At 75.9% G+C, this 23,470-nt stretch carries 19 protein-coding genes; 16 read left to right on the top strand and 3 right to left on the bottom strand.

Features of this window, described 5'->3' with window-relative positions:
- Positions 1-5,613, top strand: a complete 5,613-nt coding sequence (locus RAN62_RS29485) for an SDR family NAD(P)-dependent oxidoreductase (protein ID WP_305788064.1) — start codon at positions 1-3, stop codon at positions 5,611-5,613.
- Positions 5,610-6,032 carry an acyl-CoA thioesterase gene (locus tag RAN62_RS29490; RefSeq protein WP_305788065.1) on the top strand — a complete coding sequence of 141 codons (423 nt, stop codon included), beginning with the start codon at positions 5,610-5,612 and terminating at the stop codon, positions 6,030-6,032. The genes RAN62_RS29485 and RAN62_RS29490 overlap by 4 nt, the downstream gene beginning before the upstream one ends.
- On the opposite strand, the gene RAN62_RS29495 is transcribed toward RAN62_RS29490, so the two are convergent.
- Positions 6,014-6,706, bottom strand: coding sequence for a winged helix-turn-helix transcriptional regulator (locus RAN62_RS29495; protein WP_305788066.1), 693 nt, complete (start codon positions 6,704-6,706; stop codon positions 6,014-6,016). The genes RAN62_RS29490 and RAN62_RS29495 overlap by 19 nt on opposite strands.
- A gap of 55 nt (positions 6,707-6,761) precedes the next feature.
- Between RAN62_RS29495 and RAN62_RS29500 the strand changes: the two genes are divergently transcribed.
- On the top strand, positions 6,762-7,073 hold the full coding sequence (locus tag RAN62_RS29500) for a hypothetical protein (protein WP_305788067.1): 312 nt from the start codon (positions 6,762-6,764) through the stop codon (positions 7,071-7,073).
- Between the two features lie 18 nt (positions 7,074-7,091).
- On the opposite strand, the gene RAN62_RS29505 is transcribed toward RAN62_RS29500, so the two are convergent.
- Positions 7,092-8,888 (bottom strand): AfsR/SARP family transcriptional regulator, encoded by a 1,797-nt coding sequence (locus RAN62_RS29505; RefSeq protein WP_305788110.1) that lies wholly within the window; start codon positions 8,886-8,888, stop codon positions 7,092-7,094.
- 134 nt (positions 8,889-9,022) lie between these two features.
- Here RAN62_RS29505 and RAN62_RS29510 point away from each other — a divergent pair, with 134 nt between their 5' ends.
- From RAN62_RS29510 to RAN62_RS29570, 13 genes are all read left to right on the top strand, one after another.
- A complete protein-coding gene (locus RAN62_RS29510; protein WP_305788068.1) occupies positions 9,023-10,267 on the top strand; it encodes an ABC1 kinase family protein in 1,245 nt (414 codons plus the stop codon).
- A gap of 11 nt (positions 10,268-10,278) precedes the next feature.
- Positions 10,279-11,382 (top strand): KR domain-containing protein, encoded by a 1,104-nt coding sequence (locus RAN62_RS29515; RefSeq protein WP_305788069.1) that lies wholly within the window; start codon positions 10,279-10,281, stop codon positions 11,380-11,382.
- On the top strand, positions 11,379-12,518 hold the full coding sequence (locus RAN62_RS29520) for an FAD-dependent monooxygenase (RefSeq protein WP_305788070.1): 1,140 nt from the start codon (positions 11,379-11,381) through the stop codon (positions 12,516-12,518). The genes RAN62_RS29515 and RAN62_RS29520 overlap by 4 nt, the downstream gene beginning before the upstream one ends.
- A complete protein-coding gene (locus RAN62_RS29525) occupies positions 12,515-13,294 on the top strand; it encodes a helix-turn-helix domain-containing protein (protein WP_305788071.1) in 780 nt (259 codons plus the stop codon). The genes RAN62_RS29520 and RAN62_RS29525 overlap by 4 nt, the downstream gene beginning before the upstream one ends.
- Before the next feature lie 82 nt (positions 13,295-13,376).
- Positions 13,377-14,693: a HEAT repeat domain-containing protein gene (locus RAN62_RS29530; protein ID WP_305788072.1), complete on the top strand. Its 1,317-nt coding sequence runs from the start codon at positions 13,377-13,379 to the stop codon at positions 14,691-14,693.
- 17 nt (positions 14,694-14,710) lie between these two features.
- Positions 14,711-15,364, top strand: a complete 654-nt coding sequence (locus tag RAN62_RS29535) for a DUF6073 family protein (protein ID WP_305788073.1) — start codon at positions 14,711-14,713, stop codon at positions 15,362-15,364.
- A gap of 24 nt (positions 15,365-15,388) precedes the next feature.
- Complete coding sequence (locus tag RAN62_RS29540; protein WP_305788074.1) at positions 15,389-17,518, top strand: methyltransferase; 2,130 nt, start codon at positions 15,389-15,391, stop codon at positions 17,516-17,518.
- Positions 17,515-18,756 (top strand): ABC1 kinase family protein, encoded by a 1,242-nt coding sequence (locus RAN62_RS29545; protein WP_305788075.1) that lies wholly within the window; start codon positions 17,515-17,517, stop codon positions 18,754-18,756. Before RAN62_RS29540 ends, RAN62_RS29545 begins: the two co-directional genes overlap by 4 nt.
- Positions 18,753-19,607 (top strand): class I SAM-dependent methyltransferase, encoded by an 855-nt coding sequence (locus tag RAN62_RS29550; protein ID WP_305788076.1) that lies wholly within the window; start codon positions 18,753-18,755, stop codon positions 19,605-19,607. Before RAN62_RS29545 ends, RAN62_RS29550 begins: the two co-directional genes overlap by 4 nt.
- A 42-nt stretch (positions 19,608-19,649) precedes the next feature.
- Positions 19,650-20,189, top strand: coding sequence for a hypothetical protein (locus RAN62_RS29555; RefSeq protein WP_305788077.1), 540 nt, complete (start codon positions 19,650-19,652; stop codon positions 20,187-20,189).
- Positions 20,189-20,470, top strand: a complete 282-nt coding sequence (locus tag RAN62_RS29560) for a hypothetical protein (RefSeq protein WP_305788078.1) — start codon at positions 20,189-20,191, stop codon at positions 20,468-20,470. Before RAN62_RS29555 ends, RAN62_RS29560 begins: the two co-directional genes overlap by 1 nt.
- Positions 20,470-21,447 carry a hypothetical protein gene (locus RAN62_RS29565; protein ID WP_305788079.1) on the top strand — a complete coding sequence of 326 codons (978 nt, stop codon included), beginning with the start codon at positions 20,470-20,472 and terminating at the stop codon, positions 21,445-21,447. The genes RAN62_RS29560 and RAN62_RS29565 overlap by 1 nt, the downstream gene beginning before the upstream one ends.
- An 86-nt stretch (positions 21,448-21,533) precedes the next feature.
- Positions 21,534-21,983: a response regulator transcription factor gene (locus RAN62_RS29570; protein ID WP_305788080.1), complete on the top strand. Its 450-nt coding sequence runs from the start codon at positions 21,534-21,536 to the stop codon at positions 21,981-21,983.
- 16 nt (positions 21,984-21,999) lie between these two features.
- Here the strand turns inward: RAN62_RS29570 and RAN62_RS29575 are convergent, their stop codons facing one another.
- A complete protein-coding gene (locus RAN62_RS29575) occupies positions 22,000-23,469 on the bottom strand; it encodes a non-reducing end alpha-L-arabinofuranosidase family hydrolase (protein WP_438874568.1) in 1,470 nt (489 codons plus the stop codon).
- Position 23,470 lies beyond the last annotated feature (1 nt).

Raw genomic sequence — 23,470 nt, forward strand, 5'->3', positions numbered from 1 at the left:
ATGACCACCTCCGACCCGGTCGTCGTGGCCGGCCTGGCCTGCCGGTTCCCCGAGGCGGACGGGCCGGGCGACCTGTGGCGCAACGTCATGGCCCGGCGGCGCTCGTTCCGGCGCCTCCCGGACGGGCGGCTGCCCCTGGCCGACTACGGCGGCGCGGACCCCGACCACACGTACGTGACCCGGGCCGCCCTGCTCGACGGCTGGCACTTCGACCGGGCGCGGTTCCGGGTGCCCGGGGACACGTACCGGGCCGTGGACCCGAGCCACTGGCTGGCGCTGGAGGTGAGCGCGGACGCGCTGGCCGACGCCGGGCTGCCCGGGGGCGAGGGCGTCGACCGCGACCGGGCCGGGGTGGTGCTGGGCAACTCGCTGACCGGGGAGTTCTCGCGGGCGGCGACGTTGCGGACCCGGTGGCCGTACGTGGGGCGGACGGTCGCCGCCGCCCTGGCCGGCACGGATCTGCCGCCCGGCGCCCGGTCGGCGCTGCTGGGCGACATCGAGCGGCGCTACAAGGCGGCCTTCCCGGTGCCGTCGGACGAGACCCTGGCCGGGGCGCTGGCCAACACGATCGCCGGCCGGGTCTGCAACCACTTCGACTTCCACGGCACCGGGTACACGGTGGACGGCGCCTGCGCGTCCTCGCTGCTCGCCGTGGCCACCGCCGCCGAGGCGGTCGCCGCCGGGCACCTCGACGTCGCGCTGGCCGGGGGCGTGGACCTCAGCCTGGACCCGTTCGAGCTGGTCGGCTTTGCCCGAGCCGGCGCGCTGGCCCGCGACGAGATGCGGGTCTACGACCGCCGCCCCACCGGCTTCCTGCCCGGCGAGGGCTGCGGCGTGCTCGTGCTGTGCCGCGAGTCGTACGCCCGCGAGCGCCGGCTGCGCGCCTACGCCCGGCTGCTCGGCTGGGGCACCGCCTCGGACGGCCGCGGCGGGCTGACCCGGCCGGAGGTCGCGGGGCAGCGGCTGGCGCTGCGGCGCGCGTACGAGCGGGCCGCCCTCGACCCGGCCCGCGTGCGGCTGGTCGAGGGGCACGGCACCGGCACCGAGATCGGCGACCTCACCGAGATCACCGCCCTGCGCGACGTGCGCGGGCCCGGGGCGCCGACGGCCGCGCTGGGCAGTGTCAAGGCCAACATCGGGCACACCAAGGCCGCGGCCGGGGCGGCCGGGCTGATCAAGGCGGTCCTCGCCCTGCACCACGAGGTGCTGCCGCCGGCCACCGGCTGCGCCGACCCGCACCCGCTGCTGCACGACCCGGCCACCGCGCTGCACGCCCCGGCGGAGGCCCGGCCCTGGCCCGGGCCGGAGCGCTACGCCGCCGTCAGCGGTTTCGGCTTCGGCGGTATCAACGTGCACGCCGTGCTCGGCGGCACGGGTCCCACGGCCCGCCGGCGCCTCGCCCGCCACCAGAGCCGGCTCGCCGCCCGGCACCCCGGCCGGGAGATCGTGGTGTGCACCGCCGACCGGCCCGGGGTCCTGGCCGCCCGGCTGCGCCATGTCGCCGGCGCCGCCCCGGTGATGTCGCGCGGCGAGCTCACCGATCTCGCCGCCACCCTGGCCGCCGGGCACCGGGGCGACGCGCCGGTCCGGTTCGCCGCCGCCGTGAGCACCGTCGACGAGCTGGCCGCGGCCGCCGGGCACGCCGCCGAGCGCCTCGAGGCGGGGGAGCGGCTCGTCCTCGACCGGGTGCGCCGGGTCTTCGTGGCCGCCGGGGCGCCGCTCCGGGTCGCACTGCTCTTCTCCGGGCAGGCCGCCCCCTGCCATCCGGGCCCGGGCGCGCTCGGCCGGCTGCTCGACGAGCTGCCGCCGGGCTACGACGACCCGCTCACCGTCCCGGACCCCGCCGCCGGGCCGGCCGGCACGGACGTCGCCCAGCCCGCGATCATGCGCTCGGCCCTGGCCGGGCTGCGCTGGCTCGACACGCTGGGGGTCCGGGCGCACGCCGCCGCCGGGCACAGCCTCGGCGAGCTGGCCGCCCTGTGCTGGGCCGGGGCGCTCACCGAGACCGAGGCGTACACGCTGGCCCGGGCCCGCGGCGCGGCGATGGCCGAGGCCGGCGGCACCGATGGCGCCATGGCGAGCCTGGGCACCGGCCGCCCCGGCGCCGAGACGCTGGTGGACGGCACCGGCGCGGTGGTGGCCGCCGAGAACGGGCCCGGGCACACGGTGGTCTCGGGCCCCCGCGCCGCCGTCGGCCGGGTCGTGGCACGGGCCCGGGGCCAAGGCCTCGCCGCCACGTGGCTGCCGGTTGCGCACGCCTTCCACTCGCCCGCGATGGCGGCGGCCGCCGATCCCGTCCGCGCCGCCGCCGCCCGGATCCGCCGGCAACCGCTGTCCCGGCCGGTCGCCTCCACCGTGACCGGAGCCTGGCTGCCCGCCGAGCCCGACCTGCCCGCCCTGCTCACGACCCAGCTCACCGCCCCCGTACGCTTCACCGCCGCCCTCGCCCTGCTCGCCGCCGACCTCTACGTCGAGGTCGGCCCCGGGCACGTGCTCGCCGGCCTGGCCGGGGACCGGGCCGTCGCCCTCGACGCGGGCGCCCCGGAGGCGGACGGGCTCGCGGTCGCCGGCGCCGCCCTCTTCGCCGCCGGCGCCTGTGACAGCGTCCAGCCGTGGTTCGACCGCCGGGAGACCCGGGTGTTCGATCTCGACCGCCCGCGCGCCTTCCTCACCAACCCGTGCGAATCCACCGATATCGTCGTCGACGAGCCGGCGGTGGAAGCGGAACCGCGGGTGGTGAACGCGACGGCGGATCCGCTGGAGATCACGCGGGAACGGGTCGCCGGCGAGGCCGAGCTGGACCCGGCCGCCGTCGCCCCGGACGCCCGCCTGCTCGCCGACCTGCACCTCAGCTCGTTGCGCGTCGGTCAGCTCGCCGCCGCCCTCGCCGCCGACCTGGGCCGGGCCGCGCCCACGGCACCGCTGGAGCTGGCGACCGCGACCGTGGCCGAGCTGGCCGCGACCCTGGCCGCCCTGCCGCCCGCCGGGAGCGCGGAGCCGCCGGTCACCGGGGTCGCCGCCTGGGTGCGGGTGTTCGGCGCGCACCTGACCCCGGTCGCGCCGCCCGCCGCCGCCCCGCAGCCGCGGGACTGGGAGATCATCGGGGCGGGCGGGCACCCGTACGAGCGGGAGCTCACCGTCGCCTTCCCCCGGCGGCCCGGCGCCGGCGAGCCCGCGCGGCTACTGGCCCTGGCCCCCGACCGGCCGGCGGCCGACGCCGCGGATGACGTGGTGACCGCGCTGCGCGCCGCCGACGCCGATCGCCGGCCGCTGGTCGTGCTGCACCACGGGGGCATCGGCGCCGCCGTGGGCCGCAGCCTCGCCGCCGAGAACCCCGCCGTGCCGGTGCTGGTCGCCGAGACGCCCGCCACGGCGGACGGGATCCGGGCGGCCGCCGCCGAGGCGCATCGCCCGCTGCGCCCGTACGCGGAGGTGGTCCTCGGTCCCGGCGGCGTGCGGGCCGAGCCGGTCCTGCGGCAGCTGGTGATCCCGCCCCGGGACGACGCGGCGATCCCGCTCGGGCGCGGCGACGCGTGCGTGGTCACCGGCGGCGCCCGGGGCATCGGCCTCGAGTGCGCACTCGCGCTCGGCGCCGCGACCGGGGCGACCATGATCCTGCTCGGCCGCAGCCCCGGCGACGATCCGGCCGTGGTCACAGCCCTGCGGCGCGCGACCGAGGCCGGGGTGACGGCCCGGTATGTGCGCGCCGACGTCACCGACTCCGAGGCCGTGGCCGACGCCCTGCGGCCCCTGACCGTGCGGGGCCTCCTGCACGCGGCGGGCCGCAACGAGCCCGTACGCATAGCCGCCCTCACCCCCGCGAAGCTGCACGCCACCCTCGCCCCCAAGACCGCCCTCGACCACGTGCTCGCCGCGCTCGACCCGGCGGCGCTGCGGTTCGCCGTCGCGTTCGGATCGGTGATCGGGCGCACCGGGCTCGCCGGGCAGGCCGACTACGCCATCGCCAACGAGTGGCTGACCCGCCGGTGCGCCCGGCTGAGCGCCGAGCACTCGGACGTGAAGTGGCTGTCCGTCGAGTGGTCGGCGTGGTCCGGCACCGGGATGGGCGAGCGGCTCGGGGCGCTCGACGCGCTGGTGCGCCAGGGGCTGAGCCCGGTGCCCGTGGCCACCGGCACCGACCTGCTGCTGCGCCTGCTCGCCACCCCGCGGCTGCCCGCCGCCGTGCTGGTCACCGGGCGGCTCCCGGCGAGCCCGGCCGTGCGCTGGGACGACGACGAGACCCCGGCCGGCCGGTTCACCGCCGCCCGGCCGGCCCACACCCCGGGCGTCGAACTGATCAGCACCGCCGACCTGTCGCTGGGCGACGACCCCGCCCTGGCCGGCCACCGGATCGACGGCACGGTCCTGCTGCCGGCGGTGCTCGGGCTGGAGGCGATGGCCCAGGCCGCGGCGGCCCTGGGCGGCAAGCCCGGCCACACCGGGCTGTCCGCGGTCGCGTTCGCCCGGCCGGTCACCGTGCCGGAGCGCGAGCCGCGCCGGATCCGGGTCGCGGCCCTGGCCGGCGAGGACGGCGCGATCGAGACGGTGCTGCGCAGCGCCGAGACGGGCTTCGCCACGGACCACTTCCGGGCCACCTGCACCGACGCGGGCCCGGCCCGCCCCGGCACCGTCGGGCCCGTCGTGGTGGCCGGAGACCCGATGCCGGCGGCCGGCCTCTATGGACCGCTGTTCTTCCACGGTCCCGCGCTGCGGCGGGTCCGGGGCTATCACCGGCTCAGCGCCTATCGCTGTCTCGGCTCGGTCACCGCCGACCCGGACGCCCGCTGGTTCGGCGCCTTCCACGATCCGGCGCTGGTGCTCGGCGACCCGGGCGCCCGCGACGCGTTCCTGCACATCCTGCAGGGCTGCCTGCCCGACCGGCGGCTGCTGCCGGTCGGGGCCGACGAGATCCGGTTCCACGGGCGGCCCGAGGGGACGCTGACCGTGCACGCCCGCCAGCGCCCCGGCGACGGCGACGAGCTCGTGTTCGACCTGGTCGTGTCCGGGGCCGGGCCGGAGGTCGTCGAGGAGTGGTCCGGCCTGCGGTTGCGGGTGACCGGCCCGCTCGACCCGGCGCCGCTGCCGCTCGCCGTGCTGGGGGCGCTGCTGACGCGTACGCTGCGGCGGGCCCACCCCGGGCTGCGCCTCGACCTCGCGGTCGCCCCGGCCACCCGGACCGGCGGCGAACGCACCCGGGAGGTCGCCGCCTGGCTGGCGGACGCCCCGGCCCGGCACGCCCCGGACGGCGCCCTGCTCGTGGCGGGCCCCGGCCACGCCTCCGCCAGTCACCTCGCCGGGCACGTGCTCGTGGCCGCGGCACCGCAGCCGGTCGCGGTGGACTGGGAGGCGGCCGGGCCCGGCGAGGTGCCGCTCGGGTCCGGCGATCGTCAGGTGGCGGCGGAGCTCGGCGCGGCCGGCGCGTACCAGGTGTGGGCCTGTCGCGAGAGCCTGCGCAAGCTGGGGCGCACGGCCCCGGACCCGCTGCTGCTCACCGGGGCGCCGGCCGCGGGCTGGACCACCCTGACCGCCGCCGGGTGCCACCTCCACAGCACCGTCGTGACCAGCACGACCGGCCCGGTGGCCGTCTGCGTGGGGCTGGGGGAGACGCCATGACCGGCCCGGCCTATGTCTATCGGCACCGCGTCACCTTCGACGAGACGAACCTCGTCGGCAACGTCTACTTCGCGCACTACCTCGCCTGGCAGGGGCACTGCCGCGAGCACTTCCTGGCCGACCGCGCCCCCGGCGTGCTCGCCGACCTGCGGGCCGGGCTGGCGCTGGCCACCGTCGGCTGCGCGGCCGACTTCTACATCGAGAGCTTCGCCTGCGACGTGGTGGAGGTGCACATGAGCCTCGAGCACATCACCGGCAACCGCATCGGCATGGGCTTCGACTACCGGCGCGGGCCCGACCTGCTGGCCCGGGGGCGGCAGACCGTCGCCTGCATGCGGCGCACCGGGCGCGGGCTGGAGCCGGCCGCGATCCCGGCCGAGCTGCGCGGCGCCCTGACGCCCTATGCGGTGCGGCCGTGACCCGCCGGGGCGTCGGCGAAGCCGATCAGCCGCAGGCAGCGGGGCACCGCCGCGGGCCGGCCGGTGACCCGGACCGCGCCGCTGACCAGTGCCTCGATCGGGTCGAGCCGGCCCAGCCCGAGGTCGAAGAACGTGCGTGGGTCGGTGGTGGCCACGACGTCCGGCGCCGCGGCGGGCCCGGGGCGCACCACCGCGCGCCCGGCCGCGGCCGCCACATGGAAGACCTCCCCGCCCACGTCGAACTGGTAGGTCTCGTCGGCCTCGGGCCCCGGCCCGCCGGCCAGCATCGCCTCGATCGCCAGCGGGGCCCAGGACGCCCGGCTGACCGCGCCGGCGGGCCGGGGGCGGCCGGCGCCGGCCCGCAGCCCGAAGCGGGCCAGCCCCAGGATCGGCTCGTGCAGCGTGCGGCCCAGCTCGGTCAGCGCGTAACCGGCGGTGCGGCGGCCCGGCTCCAGCGGCTCGACCACGCCGGCCTCGGCCAGCGAGCTGAGCCGCTCGGCGAGCAGGTTGGTGCCGATGCCGGGCAGCCCGTCGAGGAGGTCCCGGAAGCGCCGGGGCCGCGGCAGCAGCTCCCGGATGATCAGCAGGGTCCAGCGCTCGCCCACCACGTCGAGACCGTAGGCCAGTCCGCACTCCTGGTCGTAGAGACGACGCTCCCTCGGCGGCTTCGTCACTCCGGCTCCTCACGCACAGCTTCCTTCACTATCGCATAGCACCGGGAGGGGAATCATGGCTGTTCTGACCCGTCCAGGCCGCACCGGGACGCCCACGCGGCTGACTCTCGCGCTGGCCGCGCTCGGGGGAGTGCTGCCGGCGTACGTGTGGTCGGCGTCCTTCGTGGACCGCGAGATCGGCCTCGCCCTGGCCTTCCTCGGGCCGGCGGCGCTGGGCCTGGTGCGCGACCCGTTCGCCGGCCGGCCGCGGCTGCGCCTGGCGGTGCTCGGCGCCCTGGTCGGCGTCTTCTTGCTGGTCTATCGGGACGTACGGCTGCCCGCGCGCTTCGGCTACGGATGGTTCCCGACCGCGCCGTGGAACGCGTGAGCCGCCGCCATGACCAGCTCAACCCGGCAGCGGGCAGGAATGACCGAGCTCGGCCGCGGAGCAACGCACGAGCCGCAGCATGCGATAGCGGGTGCCCGTCCCGGAGTGCAGCACCGACAGCAGCGAGGCGTCGACCAGCCGGCTGAGCATGGCCCGCACGTCGACCGGCCCGCCCGGCAGCCCGTCCCAGGCGAGGGCGGCGTCGGCCGGGCCGAAGGACGCGGTCAGCCCGGCCAGCCGGTGCAAGCAGCGGCGCTCGGCGGCGCTCAGGCAGTCGGCGCTGCGCCGCAACGTCGAGCGCAGCGAGCGCTGGTGCGCCGGGGGATACCGGCGGGGCGGGGTGATCTCGTCCAGCGGCCGGGCGGTGCGCTCGGTCAGCTCGTCGAGCGGCACGGCGGCCAGGCAGGCGGCCGCCATCTCGATGGCCAGCGGCAGCCCGTCGAGGCGGCGGCAGATGTCGGCCACCTGGTCGGTGTTGTCGCGGGTCAGCCGGAAGCCGGGACTCACCTGGGCGGCCCGGCGGGCGAAGAGGGCGGTGGCGCCGTCGTGACCGCCGACCTCCAGCGGCTGCACCGGCCACACCGTCTCGTAGGGCAGCCCGAGCCGCTCGCGCGAGGTCACCAGCACCGACACCCGGCGCACCGAACGGATCAGCCGGTCCGCGGCGGCGGCGCTGACCGCGACCAGATGCTCCACATTGTCCAGCACCAGCAGGGTGCGCCGGTCGCCCAGCAGTGCCGCCGCGTCGTCGCCGGCCTGCCCGCCGGTCAGCCGGGCCAGCGCCTCGGCCAGCCCGGCGGCGCCCGGGATCTCGGACGCCTCGAGCACCAGCACGCCGCCGGGGAACCGGTCGCGCACGGCGGTGGCGGCGTGCAGCGCCAGCGCGGACTTGCCGCAGCCGGGCGCCCCGGTCAGCGTGAGCAGCCGGTCCTCGGCGAGCCGGCCGGTGACCGAGACCAGGTCGGCGTCGCGCCCGACCAGCGTGCCGGGGCCGGCGCCGGGCCCGCGCCAGGGCGGTGGGTCCGGCCTCGGCCCGGCGGGCGCCGGGGTCCGCGGCCGCACGATCTTCCGGTACGCCCCGGCCAGCTGGGCGCCGGGCGTGACGCCGAGCTCGTCGCCGAGCCGGGCCCGAACGTGGTGGAACTGGTCCAGCGCGGCGGCGCGCCGGCCGCTCTGCTCCAGCGCGGCGATGTAGCGGGCCTGCACCTCCTCGTGCAGCGGCTCGCACCGGGCCAGCTGCTCGGCCACGGCCAGCACCGCCGCGCCGCGGCCGAGCCCGAGCCCGGCGCGCACGTAGTCGAGGGCCGCGTCGCACCACGCCCGGTGCGTGGCCGCCACGGCCTCGTCGGTGTGCAGCAGCCGGGCCAGCTCGGCCAGCTGCGGGTCACGCCACTGCCGCAGGGCGGCCCCGAGCAGCTCGAAGGACCGGGGCGGGTCCTGCGTGGCCCGGGCGCGCGCCTCGGCGCACAGCGTGCGGAAGCGCGTCACGTCGACCTGGCCGGGTTCGACCGCCAGCCGGTAGCCCGCCGAGCTGGACCCGATGACGTGCACCCGGCCGCGCGGCGGCAGGTCCGGCTCGAGCACGTGGCGCAGCCGGGCGACATAGGTCTGCACGACCTGCCGCGCCGACTTGGGCTGGGCCGGGCCCCACACCGCCTCGCGCAGCGCCCCGGCGGACACCGTCTCGCCCGGCTGCAGGGCCAGGGCGGCGAACACCGCTCGCTGCTTGGCCGGGCCCAGGTCGAGGGGATGCTCGCCCCGGAAGACGCGAACCTCGCCGAGCACCTGCACCCGAATCGCCGTGCCACCGGGCATGTCCACCACCGCCCCCATGAAAGTCGCGGCTTCCCCGTACGGACATTGTCACTGGCCGCTGTCCGCTGTCACGGGTACCGCACCGATGTTTGCGCGGAGCGCAACGACGATCTCCGATCGACGGGAGGCGGGCGATGAGCGTGCTGCGGCTGGGTGCGTGGGCCGGGATCACCCTGCGCTGCGCGGTCCGCTCCGGCCTTTCCGGGGTACGCCGCCGGCTGCACCGGTCCACGTCGGCGCCCGCCGGTCCGGGGCCGGGCGTCCGGCTGCTCGTGGAGCTGGGACCCACCTTCGTCAAGGGCGGTCAGCTGCTCAGCACCCGGGCGGATCTTCTCCCTCCACATTGGTGTGAGGCACTGAGTGCGTTGCGTGACGATGTGGGGCCGGTGTCACCCGAGCGCACCCGCCGGGCGCTGGAACGGGCGTACCCGGCCGCCCCCGACTGGCCGTTCGCCGCCTTCGACTGGACCGCGACGGCCAGCGGCAGCATCGCGTGCGTGCACCGGGCCCGGCTGCTCGACGGCCGCGAGGTCGCCGTCAAGATCCGCCGCCCGGGCATCAGCCGCCGGATGCGCGCCGACTTCCGGCTGCTGGCGGCCGGGGCCGGGCTGGGCCAGGCGGTGCCCCCGCTGCGCAAGGTGCCGATGCGCCGCATGGTCGACCAGGTCGGCGCGGCCGTGCTGGGCCAGCTCGACCTGGTCCGGGAGGCGGAGCTGCTGGCCCTGCTGCGGCGCAACCTCGACGGGCTGATGCGCGTGCCCGAGCCGCTGCCCGCGGTCAGCGGCGACGGCGTGCTGGTCATGGAGTACGTCCCCGGCCTGCGCGGTTTCCGGGCCGCCGACTTCACCCGCGAGCAGCGCCGCGCCGTCGTGCGCCGGATCCTCACCGGGGTCTTCCGGATGCTCTTCGTGGACGGGCTCGTGCACTGCGACATGCACCCGGGCAACCTGTGCCTGACCGCCGAGGGGCAGGTGGTGCTCCTCGACGCGGGCTTCGTGGTGCGCCTCGACCCGGCGGTCAAGCGCTTGTTCGCCGAGTTCTTCCTCAACCTGGCCACCGGACGCGGTGAGCGCTGCGCCGAAGTGGTGCTGCGCAGCGCCGAGCACGTGCCGCCCGAAGCCGACCTGGACGCCTTCCGGGCCGGCCTCCGGGACCTGGTGCGGGCCAACCATGGGCGTACGGCCGGGACGTTCCGGCTGGCGCCGTTCGCGACCCGGCTGTTCGACCTGCAGCGGCGCTCCGGCATCGCGGCCGCCCCGGCCTTCGTCTTCCCGCTGCTGTCCCTGCTGGTCCTGGAGGGCATGATCAACGACTTCGACGTGGACGTCGACTTTCAGGCCGAGGCCATCCCGGTGCTGCTCACGGCCCTGCCCGGATAGGAGGCGGACGCATGGGAACCGTCCTGGCCCTGGTCCCCGGGCCGCGGCCGCTCGCGCCGGGCGCACACCCGCCCGCCGCCACCGAGCCGGTCGTGATCCGCCTGGGCGCGGTCTTCGGGCCGGGGGACAACACGCTGCTGCTCGACGCCGTCCGCCACGCGTGGTGGCAGCGGCGCCGGCTGGTTCTGATCCACTCCGGGGCCGGCGGCGCGGCGCTGCTGCGCTCCTCGATGGCGGGCCGCCGGCTGCCCGGCTGGCTATGTGCCGAACTGCCGCCCCTGCCCTCGCCGGCCGCCCTCCGCACCGCGCACGCCCTGGCCGCGTCGGACCTCACGGGCGAGGTGCTGGTCGACGGCACCGGCGCCTCCCGGACCAGCTGGCGGCCCGTGTCCCTGCCACCGCCCGGTCCGGGACCCGTCGCGGGCGAGGCCGTGCTGGTCACCGGGGGGCTCGGCGGGCTCGGCATCCGGGTGGCCGGACTGCTGGCGCACCGCTACGGCTGCCACCCGGTGCTGCTCGACCGGGCCCGGCCCGCGCCCGGCTCGGCGGCCGACCGGCATCTCGACCGGTTGCGCCGCTGCGTGCCCGGTGCGACCGTGCGGCTCGCCGACGTGACCGACCCCGCCGCGGTGGACCGGGCGCTCACCGGCCTCCCGGCGCCGGTCCGCACGGTCGTGCACTGCGCCGGGGTGCTCGGCCCGGCCGGCGACTGCGGGCCGGCCCGGCTGCGCGCCGCCCAGGACGTGAAGGTGGCCGGGCTGCGGCACGTGCTGGCCGCGCTCGACCGCTCCCGGCTGCGCCGGCTCGTCGTCTTCGGCTCGGTGCTGGCCGAGCTGCCGCCGCACGATCTCGGCTGCTACGCCCTGGCCAACGAGCTGCTGCGGCGCGAGACGCTGCGGGCGGCCGGCACCCTGCCCCGGGCCACGACCGTGGTGGCCGAGTGGGACATCTGGTCGGGCGCCGGGATGGCCCACGACCTCGGCGTGGTCCCCCAGGCCCGGCAAGCCGGGCACACCCCGGTCGCGCTGGTGCCGGGCCTGCGGGCGCTGACCCGCCTGCTGGCCCTGCCCCCGGGCCCGGCCCGGACCTTGATGCTGCGAGGAGGGAACTCATGACAGGTGTCCGCACCGCCATCGTGATCGGTGCCGGCCCGGCCGGGCTCGCCACCGCCGTCGCCCTGGGCAAGGCCGGCATCCAGGCCACTGTGTACGAACGCGGAGCCGCGCTCAGCGCCGCGGGCGGCGGGCTCACGCTGTGGCCCAACGGGCTGACCGCGCTCGCGTCGTTCGGGGCGGCCGAGGACGTACGCGCGGTGGCGCTGGCCTCGCCCGGCACCGCCATGCGCACCGCGGCCGGCCGGCTGCTCAGCGCGACCACCGGCCCCGAGCTGGACCGCATCGGTGGCCAGGGCCTGGCCCTGCACCGCGCCGACCTGCTCGCCGCCCTGGCCGGAAGGCTCGGGCCCGGCGCCGTCCGCTTCGGCCGCCGCTGCGCCGGGGTGCGCAGCGGGGCGCACGACGCCACGGTGGTCTTCGAGGACGGCGGCGAGGACCGGGCCGACGTGGTGATCGCCGCCGACGGCATCCGGTCCCGGCTCCGGGCGGACGTCGACCCCCGGCCGCTGCGCTACGCCGGCTTCGCGGTGTGGCGGGCCACCGTGCACCACCCCCTGCCCGCGGCGCCCGGGCTGCTCACCTTCGGCGGCGCCCACCAGTTCGGCATCTGGCGGCTGCCGGGCGACCGGGTCTACTGGTTCGCGTCGGCGCCCGTTGCCGATCCGGCCCGGGCGCCCGTACGGCCGCCGGAGCTCTTCCACACGTGGCACGACCCGATCCCGGAGCTGCTCGACGTCACCACGCCCGCGGAGCTCACGCTGACCGGCGCCTACGACTGCCCGCCGCTCCGGGCCTGGCACGCCGGGCGCGTCGTGCTGGCGGGTGACGCCGCGCACCCCGCGCTGCCGACCATGGGCCAGGGCGCCTCGCAGGCCTTCGAGGACGCCGCGGTGCTCGCCGCCGAGCTGGGCAGCGGCACCGAGCTGGACACGGCCCTGCACCGCTATCACCGCCGGCGCCGCCGCCGGGCCCGCGCGGCCTGGTCGCAGGCGCGGATGCTGGCCCGCGTCGGAGCCTGGCGGCACCCCCTCGCCTGCCGGCTGCGCGACACCATGATCGCCTCGGCGCCGGCCGGGGCCCAGCGCCGTCAGCTGCAGCGGCTCTTCACCACCGCCGGAGAGGAGGCACGGTCATGAGCGTCGAGCGCGTCGAGGCCGACTGCGCGACCGAGCACACCGCCGACGACTGGGTGCGCGCCGTGCGCCGCTCGATCCGGGTGATGCGCGAGCACCTGGGCGACGACTACTCGCTGCGCGAGCTGGCCCGCAGCGCCTGGCTCAGCCCGTTCCACTTCCACCGGGTGTTCCTCAAGGTCACCGACTCCACGCCGGCCCGGTTCCTGGCCGCGTGGCGGATGGCCGAGGCGAAACGGATGCTGGCCACCAGCCGGGTCAGCGTCACCGAGATCTGCATGCGCATCGGCTACTCCAGCCTGGGCACGTTCACCTCCCAGTTCACCCGGGCGGTGGGGGTGCCGCCGGGCCGCTTCCGGCGGCTCGTCGCGGCGTACGGGGACCGTCCGTGCAACGACGTCCTCCGCGCGATCCGCCCGGCGCAGCCCGTGGACCCCGCCCTGACCGTGCCGGTGACCGGCGGCCCGCCCGGCGCCCTCGCCGTGGTCGGCCTGTTCCGCAGCGGCATCCCGCAGGAACGGCCGGTGGAGTGCGCGATCGTCGCGGTGCCCGGCAGCGCCCGGTTCTCGGTGGCGCCGCCGGACGCCCGGCCGCTGGCGGTGGTGTTCGACGACTCGGTCACGGTGGCCGAGGCCGTCGCGGACGCCGAGCTCGACCGGTGCTGGGTCGCCGCCGGCCCCGACCTCCGGCTGCGCCCCCGCCGGCCCACCGACCCGCCCGTCGTCCTGGCCCTGCCCCTCCTGCTGGTCACGGAGCAGTCCGTCGTCCCGGCGGCCTGAACGGCAAGCTGCGAGAAGGCCGGGGCCCGCGCCGCCGCGAGACTGGCAAGGAACGGACCGCTGCCGCAGAAGGGACGCCGCAATGGCCATCGACCTCTGTAACAAGTCTCCGGGACTGCTGGCCGAGCGTGATCCGGGCTCGTGGGGCGCGGCTGTCCAGAGCCCGGTGCTGCTCGACGACCTGGGCACCGACCAGCGCGAGGCGCTGAACTTCGCCTACCGCACCACGCTGAGCCACGTGGACCCCCGGTTCGTGGCCGGCGACCCCGCCGCGTGGGCCAGCGACTTCGGCTACGCCCTGGACCGGGTGGCGATCCGCCTGGACAACCGGGCCAACGACGAGCTGCGCCGGCAGGCGCTGCACCACCGCGACCCGGTCATGCGTGAGCAGGCGCTGTTCGAGTACGCCGACCGCGACCACCCGGACGCGCTGGAGCTGCTGCGCGAGGCGATCCGCCACGACACCGACCGCGAGGTGCGCTGGGACGCGCTGTGGGCGGTGGAGAAGCTCGGCGGCCCGGAGGCGATCGAGACGCTGCGCGAGTTCCTCACCGACGACGACCCGGAGATCGCCGAATGGGCCCGGCTGTTCACCGCCGAGCTGCAGACCGGCGACCCCGCCTTCGACGGCCGGTCCGGGCTCCTCACCCCCGGCCGCACCTTCGACGAGACCATCTATCTGCTCATCCACTGCGACCTGTACGTCCGGCTGGACGACACCAACACCCACTGGGGCAAGATCTCGCTGGCGCCCCAGGGGCTGGCCCGCATCTACGGTCAGGCGCACGCGTGTCCCAACGTGGCCACCCGGGAACGGCAGCTCGTCATCGCCAAGACCATCGCCGGCCTGCACGCCGACGGCTCGCCGCACTGCGACAACTACCTGTTCCGCGGCTTCACCGACCGCACCCGCCGGGACCGGGGCAACTTCTTCTTCGAGTCGCTGGTGCCGCGGACGTTCTTCCGCTCCGGGCGCGCCGACGACCCGAGCGAGGGCGTACGCCAGGCCCGCATCGGCTTCGCCCGCTACGGCACGTGGCACCTCGAGCCGAAGTTCCAGGTCCGCGAGGAAGCCGCCATCCGCTACGTGCGCGGCCGCTTCCAGGGCTGGGGCTACGTCAACCTGGCGCGGATCGCCGGCCGCTCGCTGGAGGAGATCCTGACCCCGGGCAACGGCGTGCTGTCCACGCTGCACGACCCCGAGGTCGGCCCGATGACCAACGCGTTCATCCTCGGCACCTTCAAGGGCAAGCTGAACGACTGGGACGGCGACGGGCGCATCGACCTGAACTCGCGCGACGTCTACTCCACCGCCGAGGGCGAGATCGACTCGGACCAGGACGGCGTGCCCGACGAGGCCGGCCGCACCTGCTGCGACTACACCAGCCAGCTGCCCTGAGGGGAAGGGAGACACCGATGAGCGCACCGACGCAGAAGCCGTCCGTCGTCTACGGCCGCCCGGTCGGGACCGAGGGCGTCCCGAACGTCTATGCCGGCGCCACCGTGGTGCCGTGGACCCCGCCCGACCCGGGCATCGACAACCTGGGCATCAGCTCGGTGGACGCGTTCGCCGTGCCGGGCGTCGGGGAGTACACCGTGCCCTTCGACGGCTACGTGCGGGTGGTCCGGTCGGATCCGACGTCCCGGATCTGGCACGACGCCGAGGTCTACACGAACCTGATCGAGATGAAGATGGTCGGCCACTGCGAGGAGCTGGGCACCATCACCGTGCGGCTCAACCCCGACTGCCTGTCGACCGGCCAGATCCGCACACCCTTCGACCCGTACGCGGGGGAGGGTCCCTCGGCCAAGGCGTGCCGGATGGCCGTGGGTGCCCTGTTCGAGATGCCGAAGCTGGGGCTGCGGCTGGTGAACAAGGAGCCGATCATCCTCACCATCGACGACGTGCGGCAGATCCCGCCGGCCGGCTCGCCCGGCAAGGGCCAGATCTACCGGATGCTGCCGCTGCACGACATCCGGCGCCCGGACGACCAGCCGATCGCCTATCTGACCAGTCTGCGCTTCACGATGGGCGGTTACCTGACGCCCGACGAGCTCGCCGCCATCTGACCCCACCCGCAGAAGGGCTTCACCATGGCCGATGTGGACATGCGCCGGGCGGCGCTGCCCCCGCCGCCCGCGTTCGATCTGACCCGGCCGGAGGCCGGCTTCCGGCCGCTGGCCGGCGGCGCGTTCCCCGTGGCCCAGGACCGCTGGGAGCGGCTGGTCACGGTGGCCTCGATCCCCGAGCCGGTGGGCCGGGTGTGGGAGGCCCTGGTGGAGCCCGAGCACGTGGCCCGGTGGCTGGGCGTCTGCCACGGCGGCTGGGCCCGCCGCGGTCTCGAGTCCACCCTGGACTTCGAGGACGGCGAGTTCTTCTACTGCAGCACCTCCCGGGCGCGGCCACCCACTCCCGCCCGGGAGGGCCTTCTCGAGTACCTGTGGCGCTGGGTCGGGGTCGGCCCGGCGGCCCGGGTGACGTGGACGGTGGCCCCGGGCGCCGGCGCGACCGTGGTGACCGTCGTCGAGGAGGCGACCAACCCGCCGTCGGACTGGCGCTCGTGGAACGGCATGGGCTGGCCGGGCATCCTCGACCAGCTGGCCGGCTATCTGCGGACCGGCACGAACACCCGGTGGCCGTGGCGCCGCATGGGTCCCTATCTGCAGATCCCGCTGCCGGAGATGCCCTTCGCCGCGTGGGAGGCGCTGACCAGCCCCGGCGCGGTCAAGCACTGGCTGCAGCGCAGCGCCGGCTCGCTGACCCCCGGCGACCCGATGACCATGGTGATGGGCGACGCCAGCGGCACGATCCAGCTCAGCGTCACCAAGGCGGTCGACGCCGGCCAGGAGTTCCCCTCCTACCAGCCCTACCTCGACTTCGAGCTGCGCCGCCCGGCCTGGACCGCCGCCCTCGGCGGCCGGATGTGGATCGAGCCGGCCGGGCTGGGGGAGAGCCTGCTGCAGGTGTTCCACTACGACTGGGAGCGCCTCGACATCCGCGATCCCGTCACCGAGCGCAAGCTGCTGACCAACCATTGGATCAACGCCGCGGCCCGGGCCCGGATGCTCTTCGCCCCCTCCGGTCCCGCCGCCGGCCCGCACGGGTGGTCCGCCTCGGCGACGGCTCCGGCCGACCGGAACGGGCACAGCCCGCAGTCCCTGCCGGCCGACCTCGATCCCCGGGAGGCGGGCGCCTTCGCCGGGCGGGTGCTGGGTGACCTGGGCGCCGCGACCGGCAGCCTGCTCGCCGCGCTGGGCGTGCGGCTGGGGCTCTTCGAAGCGCTCGCGGCCGGACCCGCGACCCCCGGCGAGCTCGCCGAGCGGGCCGGCTGCGCCGAACGGTACGTCACCGAGTGGTGCTGGGGCCTGCACAGCGCCGGCTACCTGCGGCACGACCGGGGCACCGGCCGATTCGTGCTGCCGGCCGAGCACGCGGCCGTCCTGGCGTACGCGGGATCGCCGTTCGATCTTTCGCCCGGCTACGGCCTGCTCGCGCCGATGGCGGCGATGCTGGACGAGGTGGCCGACGCCTTCCGCAGCGGCAAGGGCATCGCCGCCGACCGCTATCCCGCCGGCCTGCACGCCGCGATGGAGGCCATGAGCGCGCAGTGGATCGACGGACTGCTCGTCGACCGATGGCTGCCCGCCGTGGACGGACTCACCGCCGCCCTGAGCCGCGGCGCCGCCGTCGCTGACGTCGGCAGCGGCAACGGCCGGGCCCTGCGCGTGCTCGCGCGCCGGTTCCCGGAGAGCCGCTTCATCGGCTACGACCTCAGCGCGCCCGCCGTCGACCGGGCCACCGCCGCCGCGGCCGAGGAGGGGCTGGCCGACCGGATCCGCTATGTCACCGCCGACGCGGCCGACGCCCTGGACGGCCCCGCGGACCTGATCACCATGTTCGACGTGCTGCACGACGCGCCCGACCCGCCCCGGCTGCTGGCGGCCGCCCGCGCGGCGCTCGCCCCGCACGGTGCCCTGCTCGTGCTGGAGAGCAACGGCGCCGCCGACCCCGAGGACAACGCGGGCCCGGCCGGCCCGATCCTGTACGCCACCAGCGCCCTCTACTGCGTCCCGACGGCGCTGGCCGTGGGCGGTCCGGCGCCCGGGACGCTCGGGATGCCGTACCCGGAGGTGACCCGGCTCGGCGGCGAGGCCGGCTTCACCCGGATCGACGAGCTCCCGGTCGACAGCCCGATGCACGCCCTGTACGTGCTGCGACCATGACCGTCGTCACCCGGCGCGCGATGGCCGCCCGGACCGTGGTCGTGGTCGTGGTCTCCGGCACGGGCGCCGTGGCCACCGCCGTCGCCGGGCTGGCCGGCCTGGTGACCGGCGGCCGCCCCGCCGCGCGCCGCCGGGGCTACCGGGGCCTGGTGCGCACGCTCGAGCGGCTCGGCCCCACGTTCGTGAAGTTCGGCCAGCTCGCGAGCACCCGGCGCGACACCATGCCGGCCGCGCTGGCCGACGCGCTGGCCACCCTGCACGACGCGGTGCAGCCGATGCCGGACGAGCAGGCCGCCGCGGTGATCCGCCGGGCCGCCGTACCGGGGCTGGTGCGGTTCGCCACCGCGCCGGAGGCCAGCGGCAGCATCGCCGGGGTCTACCGGGGTGAGCTGGCCGACGGCCGGGTGGTGGCGCTCAAGGTGAAGCGCCCTGGCATCGCCGCCCGCATGCACACCGACCTGGCGCTGATGCGGGCCGCCACCCGGCTGCTGCAGCGGCTGCCCCGGCTGCGGGGCATGCCGCTCGCGGATCTCGTCGGCTATGTCGGCGCGGCGATCGTGGGCCAGCTCGACTTCGTCCGGGAGGCCGCGAACGCGCAACGGCTGCGCGAGTGCCTCGCCGATGTGCCGCGGATCGTGGTGCCGGAGGTGCACCCGGAGCTGTCCTCGGCCGACTGCCTGGTCTTCGGCTTCCTCGAGGGGCTGGACGGCGGCACGCCGGCGGGCCTGACGGGCGAGCAGCGGCGGGTGCTGGCCGGCCGGGTGCTGCGGGCCGTGCACACGATGGTCTTCGTCCACGGGTTCGTGCACTGCGACCTGCACCCGGGCAACGTCTATCTGACCCGCGACGGCCACGCGGTCGTCCTCGACGCGGGCTACTGCGTCCAGCTCACCGACCGGGTCCGGGAGCTGATCGCCGGCTTCTTCGCCGCGCTGGCCACCGGGGACGGGCGCCGGTGCGGCGAGATCGTGCTGGCGGCCGCGGTGCACCCGGAGCGCGCTGATCGGGCGGCGTTCGTGGCCGGCATGACCGCGGCGGTCGCCCGGCTGGCCGGGCCGGGCGTGGAGTTCGACATGCGCGTCTTCGGCGAGGCGGTCTTCGCCCTGCAGCAACGCCACGGCATCTACGCCGCCTCGGAGTTCGCCTTCCCGCTCATGTCGCTCAACGTCGTCGACGGCACCCTCCGCGGCTTCTCCGGCGAGGTGGACATGCGACAGGTCGGGGCGGGGCAGCCGTGACCGACCGGATCGCCACCGTCGCGGAGCAGCGGGAGAGCTGGGACGAGCTGAGCCCGGGCTGGCAACACTGGCTCGGCGTGTTCGAGCGCGGCGGGGCACCGATCACGGCCCGGCTGCTGGAGCTGGGCGGCGTACGCCCCGGGTCCGTCGTGCTGGACGTGGGCACCGGGCTGGGCGAGCCGGCGATCCCGGCGGCCCGGCGCGCGGGCCCCGGCGGCCGCGTCGTGGGCCTCGACGTCTCCGGCGAGATGCTGCGGGCGGCCCGGGAACGCGCGGCCGGGCTCGGCACCCTCACCTTCCTGAACCGGGCGGTGGAGGAGCTCACGCTGCCGCCCGCGTCGTTCGACGTGGTGCTCAGCCGATGGTGCCTGATGCTGCTCGACGACCTGGCCGGCGCGCTGCGGGCGGTGCACCGGCTGCTCGTGCCCGGGGGCGTGCTCACCGCGGCCGTGTGGGGCACCCCGGCGGACGCGCCGATGGCCGGGCTGCCGGTCGAGATCCTCGCCGACCGGCTGGGCCTGACCCCGCCGCCACCCGGGCAACCCGGGCCGCACGCCCTGGCCGACCCGGACCTGTGCCGGACGGTGTTGCGCGACGCGGGATTCACCGCGGTGTCGGTGACGCGCGAGACCGCGCCGTTCTGGCTGAGCTCCGGCGCCGAGTACGCCTCCTTCGCCGCCGATGTCCGGCCGCCGCTGGTGAAAAGGATGCTCGCCGACTGGTGCACGCCCGCCGAACGCGCGGAGATCGACGCCGCCCTGGCCCGCGCCGCGGACGCCCGCCGCTCCGCGGACGGCCGGGTCGCCCTGCCCTCCGCTGTGCTCTGTCTGCGCGCCGTGAAAGCGCAATGAGGAAGAAATCCGGGGGCGCCCGGCTCACTAGCGTCGGAAGACATGACGACCCTGAACGAGCGGTACCACCGGCCGGCCGTGCTGCTGTTCGGCCTCGTCGTGCTGGCGCACTGGGCCGAGCACGTGGCGCAGGCCGTCCAGCTCTGGGGCCTGGGCTGGAAGCCCGCGGAGGCCCGGGGCGTGCTCGGTATCCCCTTCCCGAGCCTCATCCAGCAGGAATGGCTGCACTACGGCTACGCCCTGGTGATGCTGGCCGGGCTGTGGCTGTTGCGCCCCGGCTTCACCGGCCGCGCCCGCACCTGGTGGACGATCGCCCTGGTGATCCAGTTCTGGCACCACTTCGAGCACCTGCTGCTCTTCATCCAGGCCCAGACCGGTCTCCACCTGCTGGGCCGCCCGGTGCCCACCAGCATCGCCCAGCTCGTGGTGCCCCGGGTCGAGCTGCACCTGTTCTACAACGCCGTGGTGTTCCTGCCCATGGTGGTCGCCATGTACCTGCACCTGCGCCCGTCGCCGGCGGAGCGGGACGCCATGCGCTGCGCCTGCGCCGTCCAGGACCGGCAGCTGGACCGGGTGGGCTGATGATCGCCCGCCGCGCGTTCGCGGTGCTGATGATCGTCGTGGCGGCGGTCGTCCTCGCCGCTCCCTTGTTCCGCGCACCGGACCGTCCCGGCCACGCCACCCACGCCGCGGCCCCGGCGGACAGCGGCGCCCAGGGCCACCAGCACGGGGCCCCCGACCCGGTGACGCTGGTGGTCCTGGGCGCCAACGTCGTGGTGCTCGCCGGGATCGCCGTCCGGGAGACCCGGATGCGGCACCGTCGCCGGTCGGCCCGGCGGTCGTCCGTACGGGTGAAGGTCTGATGTCGTCCTGGATTTTGGTGCCCTGCCTGGCCGCCCTGCGGGCCGAGTTCAACGGGGTCGCCGCCCGGCGCGACAAGGGGGCCGACGGGTCGATCGGCGACGCCGCCCACTCCTCCTCGTCCGACCACACGCCCGACGAGGACTCCCGCGTCCTGCGCGGCCGCGACGCCGACAGCCGCAACGAGGTCCACGCGCTCGACGTCGACGCCACCGGGCCGTGGCCGCGGCCCGGCTGGTTCGGCGACGCGATCCTCGCCCTCGTGGCCCGGGAGAAGGCCGAGTTCGAGAGCCCGGACGTCGCCGGGCGGCTCGAGTACGTCATCTGGAACGGGCACATCTACTCCCGCTCGCGGGGCTGGCGCCGGCGCGTCCACACCGGCGCGGACCGGCACACCAGCCACGCGCACTTCAGCGCGCGGTACGCGACCGCGACGGAGAACGACACCCGGCCGTGGGGAGTGCTGGCGGCCGCCGACCGTGAGGAGAGCGGAGTGAGCAAGCAGGACGTGATCGACGCCCTCAAGGACCCGGCGGGCGCGAAGGCGCTCGCCACCTCGATCAAGACCGTCCCCGAGCTGCGGGCCGCGCTGGCGTGGGCCGTGCTCGCCTACGACCCGGGCTTCGCGGCGGACGGCCGTACCACCCCGACCGGCTCGGTCCGCAACCTCACCACCAAGGACCCGGAGAACCCGACCGTGGGCGCGGCCACCGCGCTGGAGCGCGCCCAGGTCGGCACGGTCCTCGGGTACGAGAACCGCGGTCTGCTGCAGGCCGTCGCCAGGCAGCTCGGCGTGGCCCAGAAGGACCTCGACGCGATCGAGCGCCAGGTCGCCGCCGTGCCCGCCGCCGTGGTCGAACGCCTCGGCGACGCGAAGGCCAGCGCCGAGGACCTCGCCGCGGCGTTGCGGCCCGTCCTCGGCGACCGGGCCGCCGCCGTCGGCCGGCTGCTCAGCGCCCCGCCCCCGAAGCGCCCCTAGGCGGTCCTTTCTCCCCCGCGAGAGGGAGACGAACCTCCCGCCGCCGGCGGACGACCCGGCCGCGCGGCGCGCCGAGGATGAACGGCATGACGAAAGCACGCCTCGCCGCGGCCCTGGCCGCCGTCACCGCCCTCGCCGCCGGCTGCGCCCTGCCGGCCGACCTCGCGCTCGCGCTGCCGGCTCGCACCGCCGGTGCCGAGAGCATGCCGGTGGAGGAGCTGCTCGGGGCCGTGCGGGTGGTGGCCCGGGGCGACGCGCTCATCGACCCGTCGGTGACCCGGCGGCTGGTGACCCGGTTCGCCGACGGGATCGCCCCGGCGACCGCGGACGAGCCGCGTGCGCTCGACCGGCTGACCGCCCGGGAGCGCGAGATCCTGCTCGAGGTGGCCCGCGGTCACTCCAATGCCGAGATCGCGGGCCACCTCTTCGTGGGCGAGCAGACGGTCAAGACGCACGTGTCGCCCCTGCTGATGAAGCTGGGCCTGCGCGACCGGATCCAGGCCGTCATCCACGCGTACGAGAACGGGCTGCTCTGACGCGCCGCGCCCGGGTTCAGCGTTGCCGGGTCAGCAGGCCCGGCCGGTAGGGGAGCAGCCCGTAGTCCCCGCCCGAGCTGGGCGAGCGACCCTGGTAGAGCAGCTGCAGGTTGCAGGGGTCGACGGTGAAGGTCTGGTCGGCGCTCGTGCGGACCAGCTCGCCGTGGCTGATGTCGTTGGTCCAGGTGGCGCCGCTGTTGGCCTTGCCCGCGAAGGGGTTGCTCTCGGTGGCGGCCTGCGGGGTCCACGACCCGTTGAGGCTGGTGGCGGTGAAGGAGCGGAAGTAGCGCCCGTTGGCGCCGATGGCCTCGACGATCATGAGGTACTGGTTCTGCCCGGCGACCTTGTAGACCTGGGGGGCCTCGAACAGGTTGTTGGTGCTGTCACTCATGATCGTCGTGTAGGAGCCGCCGAAGCTGCCCGGGAAGTTGCCGATGGGCATGCTCTGCCGGTAGATCTTGCCGTTGTCGCCGGCGAAGAAGAGGTACATGTTCTGGCTGTCGGCGATCAGCGTCTGGTCGATCGGCCCGGTGCCCGAGCCGGAGATGGAGGCCGTCGAGAGGGTCTGCGCCGACGACCAGCCGTTGGCGTTGGTGGGGTCGTTCGACGTCCGGTACGAGAAGGCCGTCGGCCCCCACTGGTGGGCGAGCACCCAGATGTTCTTCGGGGCGAAGTAGAACAGCGTCGGCGCCACGGTGCCCTGGTTCATCGCGTTCTGGCTCGCCGACGCCATGTCGGACCAGTTCGTGAACAGGCTGAAGTTCATCGAGCCCCAGCTGGAGCCCTGATCGTGCGTGGTGGCGTAGACGAGCTGCTTGCCGTTGTAGGGCACGGTGGTGAAGTCCTTGAGCGACACCCAGCCCGAGCGCGGGTTGGCCAGCGAGCCGGTCGAGCTCCACCGGTAGGTCGACGGCAGGGTGCAGCTGCCCGGGTTGCCGGGGTTCTGGGTGCCGGCCGGGACCAGCTGCCACTGCTGGTTGGTGCCGCCCCAGTCGGCGTACTGCACGATCGCCGCGCCGTCGGTGGTCGCAGCGCCCTGCACCTCGAGCGCCTTGCCGCTGACCCGGTTGATCAGCCGGACGTAGCCGCTGTCCGAGTCGGCGAGCGACCACTGCTGGTTGGTGGTGTTGTTGTCGGTCCACTGGACCACGGCGGCGCCGTCGGCCGTCGAGAAGTTGTAGTTGTCGAGCACCTTGCCGGAGTGCTGCGCCTTGAGCCGGTAGTAGCCGCTGCCGGAGCTGACGAACTGGAACAGCTGGTTGGTGCCGCCGGAGCGGGCGTACTGCTGCACGCAGGCGTTGTCCGCCGTCGACGCGCCGCAGACGTCGAGCGCCTTGCCGCTGCCCCGATTGACCAGCGTGTACCAGACGCTCGTGTCGGGGGTCGCGGCCGCTGCCGGTGGGGTCGCCACCGCGACACCGGCCAGGACGGTGACCAGCCCCACTGCTGCCGCCAGCCAGCGCCGGCGCTTACTTCCTGTTGTCACG

Origin of the sequence: Symbioplanes lichenis, from assembly GCF_030709675.1 — a bacterium.
GTDB lineage: Bacteria > Actinomycetota > Actinomycetes > Mycobacteriales > Micromonosporaceae > Actinoplanes > Actinoplanes lichenis.